The 20,199-nt window shown below is 58.6% G+C and carries 14 protein-coding genes; 10 read left to right on the top strand and 4 right to left on the bottom strand.

The annotated features are described in order from the left end of the window. Positions 1–4 precede the first annotated feature (4 nt). A complete protein-coding gene (locus tag MLD24_RS03905) occupies positions 5–1,915 on the top strand; it encodes an ATP-binding cassette domain-containing protein (RefSeq protein WP_227171380.1) in 1,911 nt (636 codons plus the stop codon). Continuing rightward, positions 1,912–2,586: a DUF6901 family protein gene (locus MLD24_RS03900; protein ID WP_227171379.1), complete on the top strand. Its 675-nt coding sequence runs from the start codon at positions 1,912–1,914 to the stop codon at positions 2,584–2,586. Before MLD24_RS03905 ends, MLD24_RS03900 begins: the two co-directional genes overlap by 4 nt. Before the next feature lie 49 nt (positions 2,587–2,635). Here the strand turns inward: MLD24_RS03900 and MLD24_RS03895 are convergent, their stop codons facing one another. Both MLD24_RS03895 and MLD24_RS03890 read right to left on the bottom strand, forming a co-directional pair. Then, positions 2,636–3,067: a universal stress protein gene (locus tag MLD24_RS03895; RefSeq protein ID WP_227171378.1), complete on the bottom strand. Its 432-nt coding sequence runs from the start codon at positions 3,065–3,067 to the stop codon at positions 2,636–2,638. Positions 3,068–3,204: 137 nt separating this feature from the next. After that, a complete protein-coding gene (locus MLD24_RS03890; protein WP_227171377.1) occupies positions 3,205–4,020 on the bottom strand; it encodes a hypothetical protein in 816 nt (271 codons plus the stop codon). 633 nt (positions 4,021–4,653) lie between these two features. Between MLD24_RS03890 and fadB the strand changes: the two genes are divergently transcribed. The 3 genes from fadB (at position 4,654) to topA (ending at position 10,970) form a co-directional block, all read left to right on the top strand. After that, positions 4,654–6,801, top strand: coding sequence for a fatty acid oxidation complex subunit alpha FadB (gene fadB, locus MLD24_RS03885; protein ID WP_248164306.1), 2,148 nt, complete (start codon positions 4,654–4,656; stop codon positions 6,799–6,801). 33 nt (positions 6,802–6,834) lie between these two features. Next, the gene (gene fadA / locus MLD24_RS03880) at positions 6,835–8,010 is read left to right on the top strand and encodes an acetyl-CoA C-acyltransferase FadA (protein WP_227171375.1); all 1,176 of its coding nucleotides are present in this window, start codon (positions 6,835–6,837) and stop codon (positions 8,008–8,010) included. Positions 8,011–8,333: 323 nt separating this feature from the next. Then, positions 8,334–10,970 carry a type I DNA topoisomerase gene (gene topA / locus MLD24_RS03875; protein WP_248164302.1) on the top strand — a complete coding sequence of 879 codons (2,637 nt, stop codon included), beginning with the start codon at positions 8,334–8,336 and terminating at the stop codon, positions 10,968–10,970. Positions 10,971–11,093: 123 nt separating this feature from the next. On the opposite strand, the gene MLD24_RS03870 is transcribed toward topA, so the two are convergent. Further along, a complete protein-coding gene (locus MLD24_RS03870; protein WP_248164299.1) occupies positions 11,094–11,969 on the bottom strand; it encodes an NAD(P)-dependent oxidoreductase in 876 nt (291 codons plus the stop codon). 113 nt (positions 11,970–12,082) lie between these two features. Further along, positions 12,083–13,357, bottom strand: a complete 1,275-nt coding sequence (gltA, locus tag MLD24_RS03865) for a citrate synthase (protein ID WP_227171372.1) — start codon at positions 13,355–13,357, stop codon at positions 12,083–12,085. Between the two features lie 474 nt (positions 13,358–13,831). On the opposite strand from gltA, the gene sdhC reads away from it, so the two are divergent. From sdhC to MLD24_RS03840, 5 genes are all read left to right on the top strand, one after another. Continuing rightward, entirely contained in the window at positions 13,832–14,206 is a 375-nt protein-coding gene (gene sdhC, locus MLD24_RS03860; protein ID WP_227171371.1) for a succinate dehydrogenase, cytochrome b556 subunit, read from the top strand. Beyond that, complete coding sequence (gene sdhD / locus MLD24_RS03855; RefSeq protein WP_248164297.1) at positions 14,200–14,544, top strand: succinate dehydrogenase, hydrophobic membrane anchor protein; 345 nt, start codon at positions 14,200–14,202, stop codon at positions 14,542–14,544. The genes sdhC and sdhD overlap by 7 nt, the downstream gene beginning before the upstream one ends. A gap of 3 nt (positions 14,545–14,547) precedes the next feature. Then, on the top strand, positions 14,548–16,320 hold the full coding sequence (gene sdhA / locus MLD24_RS03850; RefSeq protein ID WP_227171369.1) for a succinate dehydrogenase flavoprotein subunit: 1,773 nt from the start codon (positions 14,548–14,550) through the stop codon (positions 16,318–16,320). 14 nt (positions 16,321–16,334) lie between these two features. Beyond that, entirely contained in the window at positions 16,335–17,039 is a 705-nt protein-coding gene (locus MLD24_RS03845) for a succinate dehydrogenase iron-sulfur subunit (protein WP_227171368.1), read from the top strand. A 319-nt stretch (positions 17,040–17,358) separates the two neighbouring features. Further along, positions 17,359–20,196, top strand: coding sequence for a 2-oxoglutarate dehydrogenase E1 component (locus tag MLD24_RS03840; protein WP_248164295.1), 2,838 nt, complete (start codon positions 17,359–17,361; stop codon positions 20,194–20,196). The last annotated feature ends 3 nt before the right edge of the window (positions 20,197–20,199 follow it).

Here is a 20,199-nt window from a genome sequence, read left to right as displayed (position 1 = left end):
GTTTATGCCCCTATTGATGCTGGATGATGTGTCCCTGGCGTTCGGTCTGCACCCCTTGCTGGACCAGGCGTCCCTGGTGATTGAGGCCGGCGAGCGGGTGTGCCTGATTGGCCGCAACGGCGAGGGTAAATCCACGCTGCTCAAGATCGTTTCCGGCGAGGTGACGCCCGATGGTGGTCTGGTCAAGCTGGAGGCCGGGGCAACGCTGGCGGTGTTGCAGCAGAACCTGCCGGCGGATGATCCCCGTACGGCCTACGACGTGGTGGCGGGCGCGTTTCCCGAGGCTGGCGCGTTGCTGGCGGAGTTCCATACCCTGTCCCAGCAGGCCGATGAAAACAGCCTGGAGCGGATGTCAAAGGTTCAGGAGCGGCTTGAAGCGCTGGACGGCTGGCGCCTGGATCAGAAGGTCACCGCCATCCTCAAGCAGTACCAGATCGATCCTGACCAGCAGCTGAATACGCTGTCTGGTGGCTGGCAGCGTCGGGTTCTGTTGGCCCGGGCTCTGGTGGCCGAGCCGGACATTCTGATGCTGGATGAGCCCACCAACCATCTGGATGTTCCCGCCATCGCCTGGCTGGAAGAAACGTTGGCACAGTTTACCGGCGCCATTCTGTTTGTCAGCCATGACCGCGCATTCATCCGCCGGGTGGCCACCCGCGTTGTGGAGTTGGACCGGGGACAGCTGGTGAGCTTCGCTGCCAACTATGACCGTTATCTGGAGCTGAAAGAGAAGGCGCTGGAAGAAGAAGAGCGCCAGAATGCCCTGTTCGATAAGCGTCTCAAGCAGGAAGAAGCCTGGATTCGCCAGGGGATCAAGGCCCGCCGGACCCGCAACATGGGCCGGGTCAGAGCGCTTAAGGCCATGCGCGAGGAGCGCAAGCAGCGTCGCGAGCGGGTGGGCAATGCCAGCTTCTCGGTGGAGGACGCCGCGCGATCCGGTCGTCTGGTGGTGGAGGCGGTTGGGGCCGGCTTCAAATATCCCGACGGCAAGTCCATCATCCGTGATATGAACCTGACCATCATGCGGGGCGACAAGATTGGTCTGGTTGGTGAGAATGGCACCGGCAAAACCACTCTGGTGCGACTGCTGTTGGGGGATCTGGAGCCAACCGAGGGTCGTATCCGTCTGGGCACCAATCGGGAGGTGGCGTATTTCGACCAGCTGCGCGGTGAATTGGACCCGGACAGCAATGCCCTGGACAATCTGGCGGAAGGGCGTGAGTTCATTGAGATCAATGGCCAGCAGAAACATGTACTTGGGTATCTGCAGGAATTCCTGTTCAGCCCCGAGCGTGCCCGGTCTCCTGTCCGGGTGTTCTCGGGCGGAGAACGGGCCCGGTTGATGCTCGCCAAGCTGTTCAGCAAACCGGCCAATATCCTGGTGCTCGATGAACCCACCAACGACCTCGATGTGGAGACCCTGGAGCTGTTGGAGGCCCAGTTGGTGGCGTTTTCCGGCACCGTGCTGGTGATCAGTCACGACCGCGAATTCCTCGACAATGTGGTTGCCGATACCATCGCCCTCGATGGCAGCGGTGTGGTGAAGGAGTACGTTGGCGGCTATAGTGATTGGCGTCGCCAGGGAGGACGTTTCAACGCTGAAATGCGCTCCGAGCCGGTCAAGTCCAAGCCCGCGCCCGCGGAGGCTTCCCCCGCTAAACCCAAGGCTCAAACCAAGCAGCGACCGGCAAAACTCAGTTACAAGTTGAAGCTGGAGCTGGAGCAGCTTCCGGGCAAGATCAATGAGCTTGAGACGGCGCTTGCCGCGATGCAGGAGGAAGTCTCCGGTCCGGACTTCTACGCCCGGCCGCAGGCGGAGGTGACCGAAAAGCTGGAACGCCTGGCGGAGATGGAGGCCGATCTGGAAGCAATGATCGAGCGCTGGATGGAACTTGAGGAGCAGGGCAACTCATGAACGTTGGTTACACCTTCAAGCTTCAGGACGGTCATCGGGTCTATTTCAAGGTGACCGACCAGCCAAGGCAGGCGCGAGAGCCCCTGCCCAAGTGGACCCGTCTGGAACACTGCCAGTGTGCCAACTGCCCGCTGAAGCCTGAAGCATCACCCTATTGCCCCGCGGCTGTCGAGATGCTGCCCGTTGTTGACGCCTTTCAGGACAAGGACGCCTATCAGCCGGTGGAGGTGCGTGTGGTGGACGAGCATCGCCATTACGACAAGGAAACCACGCTGGAGGAAGCGCTGCGATCATTGCTGGGGCTGAAGATGGCAACCAGCGGTTGCCCGGTGCTGTCGGAGCTCAAGTCAATGGCTGTTCACCACCTGCCGTTTGCCTCCAGCGATGAATTCATCATGCGTAGTGTGTCCCACTACCTGTTGCAGCAGTACTTCGAGATGCGGCATGGCAAGGATGCGGACTGGGAGCTGAAAGGGCTGGTTGAACGCAACAAGCGTTTGCAGCTGGTGAACCAGGCGCTGTGGCAGCGCATTCACTCGGTCTGCCAGGGTGACAGTAACCTTAAGGCGCTATTGAACTTCTTCTCCATGGCCTCCAGTGTCAGCGTCTCGCTCGAGAGCCAGTTGCGGAAACTGGAAGCTCGCATCCAGGGCGACCAGACCAGTCACTGAATTGGTGTTTCCGGGTGCCGCGCGGGACACTGGCGGCACCCGGAGCGGATCAATTGATCCGCACCGCCAGCACGTCGCACTTGGCGCCGTGCAGCACGCCGTTGGCGGTGGAGCCCAGTAGCAGCTGGATACCGCGGCGGCCGTGGCTGCCGACCACCACCAGGTCCGCATTGCGCTCTTCCGCCAGTCGGTGAATCTCCGATTCCGGCCGACCTACCGTGACAATCTGGTTGCCATCGTCAATCTGGTAGGTGGCGCCATACTTCTGCAGCTGCTCGCGGGCGGCCGCGTCCAGCTGATCCTGCAGTTCGGTGAGATCCATCGGGATATCGCCGCCGTAGGCGTAGCCTACCGGTTCCACCACATGTACCAGCATCAGCTCGGCGGAATGGGCCTTGCAAATCTCAATGGCTTTATCGAGTACCTGAGGCGCCTCCTCGGTCAGATCAATGGCGACAAGTACCTTGTTGTACTGGGACATCACGAACTCCTTTCAGGGATCACCAATGGTCCCGGATTGACCAAAAGCAGTGCAACTCGGGGCCGGCCTATAGCTTCCACTATAGGCCAGAACCAAAGCTAGGTCACTGACAGGCATCAAGAAAGGCGTGATCTGGATCAGGCGTTTTCTTTCAGCAGGTTGATGGTGTTGTCGAGACCTTCCAGGATGCCCTTGGAGTAGCGGTCGATGACGAACGAGACGTTGTTCTCGTTGTAATTGATGTAGGAATTGCGGATGAACAGCCACTTGGAGTTGAGTTCATCAAGCATGGTGCGCAGGGATTCGGGGGCAGGGCCGGCCGACAGCCGGGTCAGCAGTTGTTCGAACTTCTGGGCCTTGACGTCCAGCGGCTCATCCTCCGAGGTACCCTGGAAAGTTTGTGAAACCGCCATGTTTGAGCGTACCGAATACTTCGCCATCATTTGGGCCATGGTAACGGCAGCTGAGCGGGCGGCCTCTATGCGCTCGTTGGCGCTGACCTGGGCATTTTCCAGAGCGACGCTGTAGAGCTCAGTGGAGCGGGTGCTCAGGGTGGCCGCCTGGTCCGCCATCTCGGACACCAGGCGCAGGTCCGGATAGCCATTCTTGCGAACGTCATTGATGTTCAGCCGCATCAGGTCCTTGAACTTGTCAAAGGACTCCTGAAGGCTGGCAATCTCGGCGCTATCCAGCATGTCGGCCGTACTGCTGGCGACGGTGTTCATGGCGCCGTTGGCCAGGTTGATGGACGCGACGATTTCGTTCAGAGCAACGGTATCGCCATCGACCGAGAAACGGTAGTAGGCGTCCAGGGCAATAAAATTACTGACCCGGAAATGATGCAGGTTATCAAGGAAGCTGGCGCTGTCATCTGCCCGGGCAGCCGGGGACAGAATGGTAAAAAACAACAGTAGCGCAGCCAATGACCGGTATAAGGGGTGCTTCGCTTTCATCGGATGAAAACTCCGTATTGTGCTCTTTTATTATTGTTTGCCGCCGGGCCCAAGGGCAGCACGGGGCAGGGACGACTGGCAGGCAGAGGGTCGGGGAAGGCGGTTGCCGTTCCCTTGGCTGGCGAATCCTTCCGGTGCGTAGTCCAATCGCACCCGTCGCCATTCTCTCCCTATACGAAAGTCTGACTTTGAAATTAAAGTAACTGGGTGGGGCAATCAAGGCCCTGACGAAGTTTTGACATTGTGGTCACAAAATATACCGCCATTGTGGCCGTGCGTCGTCCGCCCATTCAGCACCAGCAACGAGGTCTCCCGATCGTATGGTCGGCCGGTGCCGCCCATTCTACACATCACATTAATAAAACACTTTATCTTTATGAATCTTAATGGGTAAAGGTGTCATAGGCGTGCCGATGTCTGGCAGCATGGTGGCTGAATGTTTCGGTTTCAACGTAGAAACAAATTGACAAACGGGCGGTTTTTTTTCATCGTGTGCGCTCACGATTCAAACGACTGTATGAATTTTTGAATCGGTTGATCGGGTAGTGACCGAAATCTCGCTGCGTCGACAGCGGGTGACCTCCCGACTCACCACGCTGGAAGCAGTTCCAAACACAGACTGGAGATCAGTTGATGATTTACGAAGGTAAAGCCATCACGGTTAAAGAGATCGAAGGCGGGATCGCTCAGTTGAACTTTGACTTGCAGGGCGAGTCAGTCAACAAGTTCAATCGCCTCACCATTGAAGAGCTCCACGCCGCGACCGACAAGCTTAAGGAACAGAAAGACCTGAAAGGGCTGGTTGTCACCAGTTCCAAGGATTCCTTCATTGTTGGTGCCGATATCACCGAATTCACCGACCTGTTCGCAGGTTCCGAAGAAGACCTGATTGCCAACAACCTGAAGGCAAACGAGGTTTTCAATGCGGTTGAAGATCTGCCGTTCCCCACCGTTACGGCAATCAACGGCATGGCTCTGGGTGGTGGTTTTGAGATGTGTCTCGCCACCGACTACCGGGTCATGGACAGCAAGGCCAAAGTTGGCCTGCCGGAAGTGAAGCTGGGTATCTTCCCGGGCTTTGGTGGTACCGTACGCCTGTCCCGTCTGGTGGGTGTGGATTACGCTGTTGAGTGGATCTGTGGCGGTACCGAAAACCGTGCTGCCGATGCCCTGAAAGTGGGTGCAGTTGACGCTGTGGTTGAGTCCGACAAGCTGGTCGACGCCGCTGTTGCCATTATCAACCAGTGCAACGAAGGCAAGCTGGACAACCAGGCCCGTCGTGAAGAGAAGAAGGGCAAGATCAAGCTCAACGCCATGGAAAGCATGATGGCGTTCGAGATCTCCAAGGGTTTCGTGGCCGGCAAGGCTGGCAAGAACTACCCGGCGCCGGTTGAAGCGATCAAGGTGATGCAGAAGCACGCCAACCTGACTCGCGACAAGGCAATCGAAGTGGAAGCCAAAGGCTTCGCCAAGATGGCCAAGACCAACGTTGCTGCCTGTCTGGTGGGTCTGTTCCTGAACGATCAGGAACTGAAGAAGAAGGCCAAGGCGTGGGAGAAGGAAGCGAGCGAAGTCAAGCTGGCAGCCGTTCTGGGTGCGGGCATCATGGGTGGTGGCGTTGCTTACCAGTCTGCCCTGAAAGGCACTCCGATCATCATGAAGGACATCGCTCCGGCTGGTATCGATCTGGGTCTGAAAGAAGCCAAGTCTCTGCTGACCAAGCGCGTTAGCCGCGGCAAGATGAAGGCTGACAAGATGGCGGATGTTCTGAACAGCATCACACCGACACTCAACTACGGCGACTTCAAGAATGTCGACCTGGTGGTTGAAGCGGTGGTTGAGAACCCGAAGGTCAAAGATGCCGTACTGCGCGAAACCGAAGACGCGGTGCGCGAAGACGCCATCCTCACCTCCAACACCTCCACCATCTCCATCGATCTTCTGGCCAAGAACCTGAAGCGTCCGGAGAACTTCTGTGGCATGCATTTCTTCAACCCGGTGCACATGATGCCGCTGGTTGAGGTTATCCGTGGTGAGAAAACCAGCGATCGTGCGATTGCGACCACCGTGGCGTATGCCAAGGCCATGGGCAAGACCCCGATTGTGGTCAACGACTGCCCGGGCTTCCTGGTGAACCGTGTTCTGTTCCCGTACTTTGGCGGCTTCGCCGGCCTGGTTCGCGACGGTGCCGACTTCCAGAAAGTCGACAAGGTTATGGAAAAGTTTGGCTGGCCGATGGGCCCAGCGTACCTGCTCGACGTTGTCGGCATGGACACCGCCAAGCACGCCAACGAAGTGATGGCCGAAGGGTTCCCGGACCGCATGAAGGACGAGAACAAGAGCGCCATCGATGTGATGTTCGAAAACAACCGCTACGGCCAGAAGAACGACATCGGCTTCTACAAGTACGAGCTGGATCGTAAAGGCAAGAAGAAGAAGGTGGTTGACGAAGAAACCTACAAGCTCATCGAGCCGGTGGTTCAGGGCAAGAAGGACTTCGAGGAAGAAGAGATCATCGCCCGGATGATGATTCCGCTGTGCCTGGAAACCGTTCGCTGCCTGGAAGACGGCATTGTTGAAGACCCGGCTGACGCCGATATGGGTCTGATCTTCGGTATCGGCTTCCCGCCGTTCCGTGGTGGTGCCCTGCGTTACATCGACGACATGGGTGTCGACAAGTTCGTCGAGCTGGCAGACAAGTTCGCAGACCTGGGTCCGCTGTACCACCCGACCGAGAAGCTGCGTGAAATGGCCAAGACTGGCAAGAAGTTCTTTGGCTAACCCTGAACGAGATTTCCGAACGGAGAAAGATCTATGAGCCTGAATCCGAGAGACGTTGTCGTCGTCGATTGCGTGCGGACTCCGATGGGTCGTGCCAAGAACGGTTGTTTCCGCAACGTACGTGCGGAAACACTGTCGGCTGCGCTGATCGACGCACTGTTTGAGCGTAATCCCGAGCTCAACCCGAAAGAAGTTGAAGACGTGATCTGGGGCTGTGTAAACCAGACCAAAGAGCAGGGCTTCAACGTTGCACGGCAGATTTCCCTGCTGACTGACATCCCGCACGAGTCTGCGGCGCAAACCGTAAACCGTCTGTGTGGTTCCGCGATGTCCGCGATTCACACAGCGGCCCAGGCCATCATGACCGGCAATGGTGACGTGTTTGTGGTTGGTGGTGTTGAGCACATGGGTCACGTTCCGATGACCGAAGGCTTCGACCACAACCCGGCCGCCTCCAAGTACTCCGCGAAAGCGTCCAACATGATGGGCCTGACTGCGGAAATGCTGGCCAAGATGCACGGCATCACCCGTGAGCAGCAGGACGAGTTTGGCGCCCGTTCTCACCGTCTGGCCCACGAAGCGACCCTCGAAGGCCGCTTCAAGAACGAAATCGTTCCCATCGAAGGTCACGACGAGAACGGCTTCAAGGTGCTGATCGAAGAAGACGAAACCATTCGTCCGGAAACCACCGCTGAGTCCCTGGGCCAGCTGCGTCCGGCATTCGATCCGAAGAACGGCACCGTAACGGCGGGTACCTCTTCGCAGCTGACTGACGGTGCTGCGGCCATGGTGCTGATGTCTGCTGAACGTGCCGAAGCGCTGGGCCTGAAGCCCCGTGCCCGGATTGTCAGCATGGCAGTGGCCGGCTGTGATCCCGCGATCATGGGATACGGCCCGGTACCGGCGACCAAGAAAGCCCTCAAGCGCGCAGGCCTGAAAGTTGAAGACATCGACTTCTGGGAGCTGAATGAAGCGTTTGCCGGCCAGTCCCTGCCGGTGCTGAAAGACCTGAAACTGCTGGGTGTGATGGAAGAGAAAGTAAACCTGAACGGCGGTGCGATTGCCCTGGGCCATCCGCTGGGCTGTTCCGGTGCCCGTATCTCCACCACCTTGTTGAATGTCATGGAAGCCAAAGGCGGTAAGTATGGTGTCTCCACCATGTGTATCGGTCTTGGTCAGGGCATTGCAACGGTCTGGGAGCGTGTCTGATCTGTGATCGGACATCTCCATGCGGGTTCGGCGCAAGCCGGACCCGGCTAGCAGAAACCCCGGCTTGTCCGGGGTTTTTGTTGTCTGGGTGGACCTCAGGTAATTGCGTCGGGTTTCTTGCCAGATCGGGAAAATGAAACTAAACCGGGTTAAAAAACACGACGGGAATACAAAGAATGGGTTGTCTTGCATTTACGGACCCTGTAAAACAGGTTCCCGGGACGTACTGCCTCCCTTTGTTTCACCTAGCCGACTGATTTTTCAACAGGTTTACAGTCTGCTGATTATTTGTACGAACATCGTCAAGGAAACCGAACTCCGTTATGGGTAAGAGTCTCGTCATCGTCGAGTCGCCAGCCAAAGCGAAGACCATCAACAAGTACCTGGGCTCCGACTACATCGTCAAGTCCAGCGTCGGGCACATTCGTGACCTTCCGGTCAGCGGCAGCGGGTCCCAGAGTGATCCGAAGGAGCGGGCTCGTCAGGCAGCGCTGACCCGCAAGATGGAGCCGGAAGAAAAGGCGGCGTACAAGAAGCGCAAAGCCCGGGAACAGTTGGTTGCCCGTATGGGTGTGGACCCGGACAAGAACTGGGAAGCCCGCTACGAAGTACTTCCCGGCAAAGAAAAGGTGGTCAACGAACTGAAGCGTCTGGCCAAGTCTGCTGACCACATCTATCTGGCAACGGATTTGGACCGCGAAGGGGAGGCGATTGCCTGGCACCTTCAGCAAACCATCGGCGGCGAGGCCGACAAGTACCGTCGCGTGGTGTTCAACGAAATCACCAAGCGGGCGATTCAGGCCGCGTTTGAAGACCCGGGTGCGCTCGATACCAATCGCGTCAATGCCCAGCAGGCCCGCCGCTTCCTTGACCGGGTGGTCGGCTACATGGTGTCGCCGTTACTTTGGGCCAAACTTGCCCGGGGTCTGTCTGCTGGTCGGGTACAGTCCGTTGCGGTGCGCCTGATCGTCGAGCGGGAACGGGAAATTCGGGCGTTCGTGCCGGAGGAGTTCTGGCAGTTACACGCCGACCTGGGGCCGAAGGGGGCGGAGAAGCCCGTTCGTTTCGAAGTAACCCGGTACGATGGCAAGCCTTACCGTCCGGAGAATGAACAGCAGAGCCAGGCTCATGTCCAGCGTCTGGAGCAGGGCGGTTTCAAGGTTGCCAAGCGCGAAGACAAGCCTACCCGGTCCCGTCCGGGCGCGCCGTTTATTACGTCTACGCTGCAGCAGGCGGCCAGCAACCGCATGGGGTTCAGTGTCAAGAAAACCATGATGCTGGCCCAGCGCCTGTATGAGGCGGGTTACATCACTTACATGCGTACTGACTCCACCAACCTGAGCCAGGACGCGGTTGCGAGCTGTCGCGAGTTTGTCAGCAAGCAGTTCGGTGATCGCTACCTGCCGGGCAACCCGCGGGTCTATGGCAGCAAGGAAGGGGCACAGGAGGCTCACGAAGCGATTCGTCCCACCGAGGTCAGTCGTCGTCCTGCCGACATCAGTGGCCTGGAGAAGGACGCTGAGAAGCTCTATGACCTGATCTGGCGCCAGTTCATTGCCTGTCAGATGGCAGATGCCGAGTTCCTCAGCACGTCCATTGTGGTGGCCAATGGCGACTACGAGCTGCGAACCCGTGGCCGGATTATCAAGTTTGAAGGTTTTCTCAAGGTTGCGCCGCAGTCGTCCAAAAAGGACGAGGATGTGGCGTTGCCGGATATTCAGGTCGAGGACCCGCTGTCGCTGGTCAAGCTCGATCCGACCCAGCACTTCACCAAGCCGGCCCCGCGTTACACCGAAGCCAGCCTGGTCAAGGAACTGGAGAAGAAGGGTATCGGTCGGCCGTCCACCTACGCGTCGATCATTTCCACCATTCAGGATCGGGGCTATGTGCGGTTGCAGAACCGGCGTTTCTATTCCGAGAAGATGGGTGATGTGGTCACGGACCGCTTGTCCGAGTCCTTCGCCAACCTGATGGATTACGATTTTACCGCTCGCCTTGAAGAAGAGCTGGACGAGATCGCGGAAGGCGAGATCGACTGGAAAAAGGTGCTGAATGAGTTCTACGGCAACTTCCAGCAGCAGCTTGAGACTGCCGGTGGCGACAGCGAAGGTGGAATGCGGGGCAATACGCCCACGGAAACCGACATCCCTTGTCCGACCTGTGAGCGGCCGATGCAGATCCGGGTGGCTAGCACCGGGGTGTTCCTGGGTTGCTCCGGTTACGCCCTGCCGCCCAAGGAGCGTTGCAAGACCACCATCAACCTGGTGTCCGGCGACGAAGTGGTCAGCGCCGATGACGATGTCGAAGGGGAAGGGGAAACCCGTCTGCTGCGCAAGAAGCGGCGTTGTCCCAAGTGTGGCACGGCAATGGACAGCTACCTGATCGACGAGCAGCGCAAGCTCCATGTCTGCGGCAACAATCCGGACTGTTCCGGGTTTGAGGTCGAGAAGGGGACGTTCCGCATCAAGGGGTATGATGGCCCGACACTGGAGTGTGACAAGTGTGGTTCCGAGATGCAGCTGAAGACCGGCCGTTTCGGCAAATATTTTGGCTGTACCAACACCGAATGCAAGAACACCCGTAAGCTGCTCAAGAGTGGCGAGCCGGCACCGCCCAAGATGGACCCGGTGCCGATGCCGGAGCTGCAGTGCCAGAAGGTCGAGGACACCTACGTGCTTCGTGACGGTGCTTCCGGGTTGTTCCTGGCGGCCAGCAAGTTCCCCAAGAACCGGGAGACGCGAGCGCCTCAGGTTCAGGAGCTGTTGCCGCACAAGAATGAGATCGATCCCAAGTACGCCTTCCTGATGAAGGCGCCGACGGCCGACCCCGAAGGGAATCCGACGGTGGTGCGCTACAGCCGCAAGACCAAGGAGCAGTACGTCATGTCCGAGAAAGAGGGCAAGGCAACGGGCTGGTCCGCCTGGTACAAGGACGGCAAGTGGCAGCCCAAGGAAAAGTAGTTGGGGAAACAGCGTCCGCCTGAGTTGGCTCTGGACGCAGGTTGCCGGCGGTCTCCGGATCGCAGGCCAACAAAAAAAGCCCGGCGCAGGAATGCGCCGGGCTTTTTTTGTTGGCGGGAGGGCTCAGGAGCGGCGACGCAAGCGCTCGATCAGTGACGATGTATCCCAGCGGTTGCCACCCATGGCCTGGATGTCGGCGTAGAACTGATCCACCAGGGCGGTGACGGGCAGGGTGCTGTGGTTCTTGCGGGCCTCGTCCAGGCAGATGCCCAGGTCCTTGCGCATCCAGTCAACAGCGAAGCCATGCTCGAACTCGCCCTCGATCATGGTGCCGGAGCGGTTCTCCATCTGCCAGGATTGAGCGGCACCCTTGGAAATCACGTCGACCACGCGGCTGGCGTCGAGACCGGCATTCTCAGCGAAGTGTAGGGCCTCGGACAGGCCCTGGACCAGTCCGGCGATGGCGATCTGGTTCACCATCTTGGTCTTCTGGCCGGCACCGGCATCGCCCATCAGGTTGACTGCGCGAGCGTAGCACTCCATGGCGGGAAGGGCCTTGTCGAAGCTGGCCTGGCTGCCCCCACACATGACCGTCAACTGGCCATTCTCGGCGCCCTGCTGGCCGCCGGAGACTGGCGCGTCGAGAAAGCCAAGGCTTTTTGCTGCCGCTGCTTGGGCCAGGCGTTCGGCAACGGCGGCAGAGGCGGTGGTGTGGTCGATCAGAATGGCGCCGTCGGCGGCGTTGGCGATGATGCCATCGGCCGCTTCGTAGACCTCGATCAGGTCTTTGTCAGCGCCCACGCAGGTCATCACCAAATCCGCGCCGTGTACGGCGTCTGCGATGGAGTCGCAGGCCTGGCCGCCATATTGCTCGGCCCATTGCTGGGCTTTGGCGGCGGTGCGGTTCCACACCCGGACCTGATACCCCTGATTGGCGATGTGGCCTGCCATGGGGTAGCCCATGACACCGAGGCCGATGAAAGCTGCTGTTTTTGTCATTGCGTGTCTCCCGCTGCCGGTAACGAATTGGAGGGTGTAACTGGCTATCATTGCAGAGCTTTTGGCAATAAAAAAGGCCGCAATCATGCGGCCTTTGTCGGGGTGGTCCAGGCTCAGCCTTTGGGGTAATCGCGGCTGGTGGAACCGGTGTAGAGCTGGCGCGGGCGGCCGATGCGATAGTCGCCGCTGACCATCTCGTTCCAGTGAGAGAACCAGCCGATGGTGCGGGACATGGCAAAAATCACCGTGAACATGGAGGTCGGGATGCCCATGGCCTTGAGGATGATGCCGGAGTAGAAGTCGACGTTCGGGTAGAGCTTGCGCTGAACGAAGTAGTCGTCTTCCAGGGCGATTTTCTCCAGGCGCTGAGCGATCTTCAGCAGCGGATCGTTTTCCAGACCCAGCTCGGACAGTACCTCGTGAGCGGTTTCGCGCATGACCTTGGCGCGCGGGTCGAAGTTCTTGTAGACCCGGTGGCCGAAGCCCATCAGACGGAACGGATCGTCCTTGTCTTTGGCCTTGGCGATGAACTCTTCGATATTGGACTCGTCGCCGATTTCCGCCAGCATGTCCAGCACCGCCTCGTTGGCGCCGCCGTGTGCGGGGCCCCACAGTGCTGCAATGCCGGAGGCAATACAGGCATACGGGTTGGCACCGGTGGAACCGGCCAGGCGAACGGTTGAGGTGGAGGCATTCTGCTCGTGGTCGGCGTGGAGGATGAAGATCTTGTCCATCGCCTTGGCCAGTACCGGATTCGGCTTGTAGTCCTCGCATGGGGTGCCGAACATCATGTACAGGAAGTTCTCGGCGTAAGACAGGTCGTTACGCGGGTACATGAAGGGCTGGCCGTTGGCGTACTTGTAACACCAGGCGGCAATGGTCGGCATCTTGGCGACCAGGCGGTGAGCGGTAATCTCACGCTGCTGGGCGCTCTTGACGTCCATCTGGTCGTGGTAGAACGCCGACAGGGCGCCGACAACGCCGCACATGATGGCCATCGGGTGGGCGTCGCGACGGAAGCCGTGGAAGAAGTTGCGCATCTGGTCGTGCAGCATGGTGTGGTTCTTCACGGTATCGTGGAAGCGCTTGTTCTCCTCGGGGGAGGGCAGTTCACCGTGAAGCAGCAGGTAGCAGACTTCCAGATAATCGGAGCACTCAGCCAGTTGTTCGATGGGATAGCCGCGGTGCAGGAGAACACCGTTGGCGCCGTCAATGTAGGTGATCTGGGATTCACAGGCTGCGGTGGACACGAAGCCCGGGTCGTAAGTAAAGACGCCTTCCTGAACAAGGGCGCGTACGTCGATCACATCCGGGCCCACGGTGCCTGAATAAACCGGTAGCTCAATGGACTTGTCACCCACCGAAAGCGTTGCTTTCTTGTCGGTCATGGTGCTCTCCTATTTATCAGCATTTTTTGATGCGCGGGAAGGCGCGTATTATGGCAAAACTGGCGGCAAAATATAGGCTGTTGGCTTTTTTTGTCAATGCACGTGCGCGGAATTCCAGTAAAATCAAAGGCAGCCCGCCGGTCCGGATCGCCGTTTTGTCCGCTCCCTGGCATCGGCAGCGCAGCATTTCGCAATTAGGCTTTCGTCGGTCCTCTATCCCCTTGTCTACCGGGCCCTGGCGACGTTGCCGGTTTGTAATTCCAGAGCCCACTCCTTATAATCCGTAGCCCGGAATCGGGGATATACCAATCCACTTCGCCTGCAACGACGTCTGTGTGCGGTGGTTTCTCCCTCCTGAACCAACCGTGTTTTGACGTCGTATATCCGCGACGAATTGGCACGACAATCCTTACATACCAACCATCCGCGCCGGGTTCCCGGGAACGCGGAGTAAAGAGAGAGTGTGAGAGCGCTGTGAATAGCAAACGACCAGTTAATCTCGATCTCGGCAAGTTTCATTTTCCACTGCCAGCCATCACGTCAATACTGCACCGCATCAGCGGCATCATCATTTTTATTGGTGTTGCGTTCATGCTGTACGGTCTGGATGTGTCCCTTTCTGGGGAAGAAGGCTTCGCCCGTGTTAGTGAACTGCTGGACGGCTTCCTTGCGAAGCTGATCGCCTGGGGCATCCTGTCCGCCTTGCTGTACCACCTGGTAGCCGGAATCAAGCACCTGTTGATGGATATGGGTATTGGTGAAGAGCTGGAGAGTGGTCGACTCGCCGCCAAGGCCACGGTCGTCATCTCCGTCATTCTCATCGTTCTTGCAGGAGTCTGGGTATGGTAAGCAGCGTAACGAACCTCGGTCGCAGCGGTGTCTATGACTGGCTGATCCAGCGTGTGACAGCCTACGTATTGGCCCTCTATACAATCTTTATGCTCGGTTTCGCTCTGACCACCGATGTGAACTTCGAGTCCTGGTCCGCCCTGTTCGGTCAGACCTGGTTCCGCATCTTCAGTCTGCTGGCGCTGATCTCCCTGGGCGCTCACGCCTGGGTTGGCCTTTGGACCGTGACCACTGACTATGTCAAGGCCATGGCGCCGCGTTTCCTGATTCAGGCGGTGTGCGGACTCGCGATGTTCGTCTACATCGTCTGGGGTGTTCAGATTCTTTGGGGGCTTTAATCGATGGCTAATATCAAAACTATTTCCTACGACGCCATTGTGATCGGCGGTGGTGGTGCAGGTATGCGCGCCGCACTGCAGCTGACCGAGTCTGGCGTTAATACCGCGTGTATCACCAAGGTATTCCCGACCCGTTCGCACACCGTGTCCGCCCAGGGCGGTATCACCTGTGCGATCGCCAGTGCTGACCCCAATGACGATTGGCGCTGGCACATGTACGACACCGTCAAGGGCTCCGACTACATCGGTGACCAGGACGCCATTGAGTACATGTGTTCGGTTGGTCCCCAGGCTGTGTTCGAGCTTGAGCACATGGGCCTGCCTTTCTCTCGCACCGAGCAGGGCCGTATCTATCAGCGTCCTTTCGGTGGTCAGTCCAAGGACTTCGGTAAGGGCGGTCAGGCCGCTCGTACCTGTGCAGCTGCCGACCGTACCGGTCATGCTCTGCTGCACACCCTGTACCAGGCAAACCTGAAGGGCGGTACCACCTTCCTGAACGAGTGGTACGCCGTTGATCTGGTCAAGAATGCCAAGAACCAGGTGGTCGGTGTTGTTGCTATCGACATCGAGTCCGGCGAAGTGGCCTATATCAAGGCCAAGGCGACCGTTCTGGCCACCGGTGGCGCGGGTCGTATCTACTCCTCCACCACCAACGCCCTGATCAATACCGGTGACGGTATCGGCATGGCGCTGCGCGCCGGCTTCGCGGTGCAGGATATGGAGATGTGGCAGTTCCACCCGACCGGCATCCACGGCGCTGGCGTACTGGTGACCGAAGGCTGTCGGGGTGAGGGTGGTTACCTGATCAACTCCGAAGGTGAGCGCTTCATGGAGCGTTACGCGCCAAACGCCAAAGACCTGGCTGGCCGTGACGTTGTTGCACGCTCCATGGTTCTGGAGATCCTTGAAGGCCGTGGTTGCGGTCCGGACAAGGATCACGTCCTGCTGAAGCTGGATCACTTGGGTGAAGAGACTCTGAACCTGCGTCTGCCTGGCATCTGTGAGCTGTCCAAGACCTTCGCTCACGTCGACCCTGTGAAGGCGCCGGTGCCGGTTGTGCCGACCTGTCACTACATGATGGGTGGTCTGCCGACTAACGTTGGTGGTCAGGTTCTGGGCCAGAACGACAACGGCGAAGACGAAGTCGTCGAAGGGTTGTTTGCCTGCGGCGAGGCTGCCTGTGTGTCGGTCCACGGCGCCAACCGTCTGGGTGGCAACTCGCTGCTGGACCTGGTGGTGTTTGGCCGGGCCGCGGGTCTGCACATTGAGCAGATGCTCAGCGAAGGCTTTGAAACCGACGACGCCACCGAGGAAGAGATCAAGCGCGCGATGGCTCGCCTGGATCGTCTTGAGAGTGCGTCTGAAGGTGAGGATGTGGCTGAGGTTCGTAAGGACCTTCAGAACTGCATGCAGCTCTACTTCGGTGTATTCCGTGACGGGGAGAGCATGGAGAAAGGTCTGGACCTGCTCAAGCAGATTGGCGAGCGTGTCCGCAAGACCAAGCTGACTGACCAGAGCAAGGCGTTCAATACCGCACGTATTGAAGCGCTGGAGCTGGATAACCTTTACGAAGTCGCCTACGCGACAGCCGTTTCCGCCATCGAGCGCAAGGAAAGTCGCGGGGCGCACGCCCGTAACGACTTTACCGAGCGTGATGATGAGAACTGGCTGAAGCACTCGCTGTACTTCCCGCTGGATCAGCGGGTTGGCAAGCGCGACGTGAACTTCGCACCGAAGACGGTCGACACGTTCGAGCCGAAGATTCGGACGTACTAAGGGGGGATTCAGTTATGTTGGTAAGCATCTATCGTTACAACCCGGAAACCGACAACGCGCCCTACATGCAGGACGTGGAGCTGGAGATTCCTGAAGGCAAGGACCTGATGGTGCTGGACGTGCTGGCACTGTTGAAGGAAGGTGACTCCACCGTTGCCTATCGTCGCTCCTGCCGCGAAGGGGTGTGCGGTTCCGACGGCATGAACATGAATGGCAAGAACGGTCTGGCCTGTATCACGCCGCTCTCCCAGGTGGTCAAGAACGACAAGCTGGTTCTGCGCCCGCTGCCGGGGCTGCCGGTCATTCGTGATCTGGTGGTGGATATGAGTCTGTTCTACAAGCAGTACGAGAAGATTCAGCCTTACCTGGTCAACGATACGCCGCCGCCGGCCATCGAGCGCCTGCAGACGCCGGAGGATCGTGAGAAGCTTGACGGTCTGTACGAGTGCATTCTGTGTGCCTGCTGTTCCACCTCGTGCCCGTCCTTCTGGTGGAATCCGGACAAGTTTGTGGGCCCGGCGGGTCTGTTGCAGGCATACCGCTTCCTGGCGGACAGCCGTGACACGGCTCAGGCTGAGCGTCTGGCCGGTCTTGATGATCCGTTCAGCGTATTCCGTTGCCGTGGCATCATGAACTGTGTCAGCGTGTGTCCGAAGGGTCTTAACCCGACCCGTGCCATCGGTCACATCCGCAATCTGCTCCTGCAGCGCGCCACCTAAGCTGCAGCCTGCCAAAGACCGGCTATACTGATCTGGTATTTCGCTGGCGACCCTCTCGAAGACCGCGCAACGGGGCGCGGTCTTCAACCAAAGGCTTATGGTCAAAGGTAGTAAGGGGGTTCAGACTACGAAAGCCGTGACGTGGACCTGACAGGTTTCGTCGCGGCTTTACTTAGTATAAGAAACCACGAGGACCGGGCATCGCCCGAGCTTGCTGTGGTGGCTACAGTCGATCCCGTAAAAACCCGTATTGACTGTGCAATACCCCTGGCCGACCATAGTTAGCTCCCTCGCACCAGCCCAAGGTGAGCTATTCAAAATGCATGAAAGCATAATGGAGCAGTTATGGCAGACTTCCCACCTGCAGGGAGGAAATCTGGCCTATGTTGAAGAGCTTTTTGAAACCTACCTGACCGATCCCAATTCGGTTCCCGAAGAATGGCGCAGCTATTTCGACAAGCTGCCCAGTGTCGACGGCCATCAGGGTCCCGACATCAACCATTCTTCCATTCGTGAACAGTTTGAACACATCTCACGCAACCAGCGTGCCCTGTCTGCCAACGGTGTTCCGGCCAGCGCCACCTCCGACGCCGACAAGAAGCAGATCCGTGTCCTCCAGCTGATCAACGCATTCCGCTTCCGCGGCCATCAACAGGCCACGCTTGACCCTCTCGGGGTTATGGTCCGTCCGCCTGTTGAAGATCTGAGTCTGTCGTTCCATGAGCTTTCCGACGCCGACCGTGATCTGGAATTCCAGACCGGGTCCCTGAATTTCGGCGCCGAAACCATGAAGCTCGGCGATATCGTCGATGGCCTGCAGGAAACCTACTGCGGCAACATCGGCGCGGAATACATGCATGTGGTGGATACCCGCATCAAGCGCTGGTTCCAGCGCCGCATGGAACCGGTTCGCTCCAAACCGGACTACGAGGTCACCACCCGACGCCACCTGCTGGAACGACTGACCGCTGCGGAAGGCCTGGAGAAGTATCTGGGTTCCCGTTACCCCGGCGTCAAGCGCTTCGGGCTGGAAGGGGGCGAAAGCCTGATTCCGTGCCTGGACGAGCTGATCCAGCGTGCGGGCAGTTACGGCGCCAAGGAAATTGTCTTGGGCATGGCGCACCGTGGCCGTCTGAACGTGCTGGTCAACACTCTGGGCAAGAATCCCAAGGAGCTGTTCGACGAGTTCGAAGGCAAGAAGATGGCGGCCTCCGGCTCTGGTGACGTCAAGTACCACCAGGGGTTCTCGTCCAACGTGATGACCGAGGGTGGCGAAGTGCATCTGGCGCTGGCGTTCAACCCGTCTCACCTGGAGATCGTGTCGCCGGTGGTTGAGGGCTCCGTGCGTGCCCGTCAGACCCGCCGTGACGACCAGGATGGCACCCAGGTACTGCCGATCATCATGCACGGTGACGCGGCGTTTGCCGGTCAGGGCGTGGTGATGGAAACCTTCCAGATGTCCCAGACCCGTGGTTACGGTGTCGGCGGCACCATCCACATCGTCATTAACAACCAGGTCGGCTTCACCACCAGCAAGCAGGAAGATGCCCGTTCGACGGAATATTGCACCGACGTCGCCAAGATGGTTCAGGCGCCGATCCTGCACGTTAATGCCGACGATCCGGAAGCCGTGCTGTTCGCGTCCCAGATTGCGATGGACTTCCGTCATGAGTTCAAGCATGACGTAGTTATCGATCTGGTTTGCTACCGCCGTCGTGGCCATAACGAGGCTGACGAGCCATCGGCAACCCAGCCGATCATGTACGACAAGATCCGCAAACTGAAAACCACTCGTGATCTCTACGCCACTCAGCTGCAGGAGAAGGGCGTGATCAGCGCCGATGAATCCAAGCAGATGGAGCTGGATTACCGCGATGCGCTGGATAACGGCGAGCACGTGGTCAAGTCATTGGTGAAAGAGCCCAACACCGAGCTCTATGTGAACTGGTCGCCGTACCTGGGTCATGAGTGGACCGCCAAGTGCAAAACCAGTGTGGCGCTCAAAACCATCCAGCGTCTGGGCAAGAAGATCTCCCGGGTACCGGAAGGGTTTTCGGTACAGCGTCAGGTCTCCAAGATTGTCGATGACCGCAGCAAGATGACGGCGGGTGCTCTGCCGATCAACTGGGGTTATGGCGAAGTGATGGCCTACGCCACCCTGCTGAACGAAGGCCACCCGATTCGTTTGACTGGTCAGGACGTGGGGCGTGGTACCTTCTCCCACCGTCACGCCGTGCTGCATAACCAGAAAGACGGTTCGACTCACATTGCGTTGCAGCAACTCAAAGAGAACCAGCCGGATTTCGATATCTACGACTCGCTGCTGTCTGAAGAAGCAGTCATGGCGTTCGAATACGGTTACGCTACCACCACGCCGGACGCCCTGATCGTCTGGGAGGCGCAGTTTGGTGATTTCGCCAACGGTGCCCAGGTGGTGATTGACCAGTTCCTGACCAGTGGTGAGCACAAGTGGGGACGCCTCTGCGGCCTGACCCTGCTGTTGCCCCATGGCTACGAAGGTCAGGGTCCAGAGCACAGCTCGGCCCGTCTGGAGCGCTTCCTGCAGCTGTGTGCCGAGCACAACATCCAGGTGTGTGTGCCGACCACGCCGGCGCAGGTATTCCACATGCTCCGTCGCCAGGTGAAGCGTCCGCTGCGCAAGCCGCTGGTGGCGATCACGCCGAAGAGTCTGCTGCGCCACAAGGAAGCCACCTCCGGTCTGGACGACCTGACCGAAGGCACCTTCCAAACTGTACTGCCGGAAAAAGAGCCGACTGATCCGAAGAAGGTGAAGCGCCTGATCCTGTGCAGTGGCAAGGTCTATTTTGATCTTCTCGAGAAGAAGAAAGCAGATGAGCGCGAGGACGTGGCCATTGTTCGTATCGAGCAGCTGTACCCGTTCCCTGCGGACGATCTGGATGAACTTCTGGCCTCCTACACCAAGCTCAGGCACGTGGTCTGGTGTCAGGAAGAGCCGATGAACCAGGGCGCCTGGTATTGCAGTCAGCACCATATGCGCAATGCGCTCCAGCGCCTGAATCCCAAGCTGTACCTCCAGTATGCCGGTCGTGAGGCGTCAGCTGCCCCTGCCTGTGGTTACACCTCGGTTCATATCGAGGAGCAGAAGCAGTTGGTTAACGACGCGTTTGAAATCTGACGA

The sequence above is a fragment of the Marinobacter xestospongiae genome (assembly GCF_023156385.1).
Taxonomy (GTDB): domain Bacteria; phylum Pseudomonadota; class Gammaproteobacteria; order Pseudomonadales; family Oleiphilaceae; genus Marinobacter; species Marinobacter xestospongiae.
Note: the sequence above shows the minus strand (reverse complement) of the source record. Positions and strands in the feature narration are given on the sequence as shown.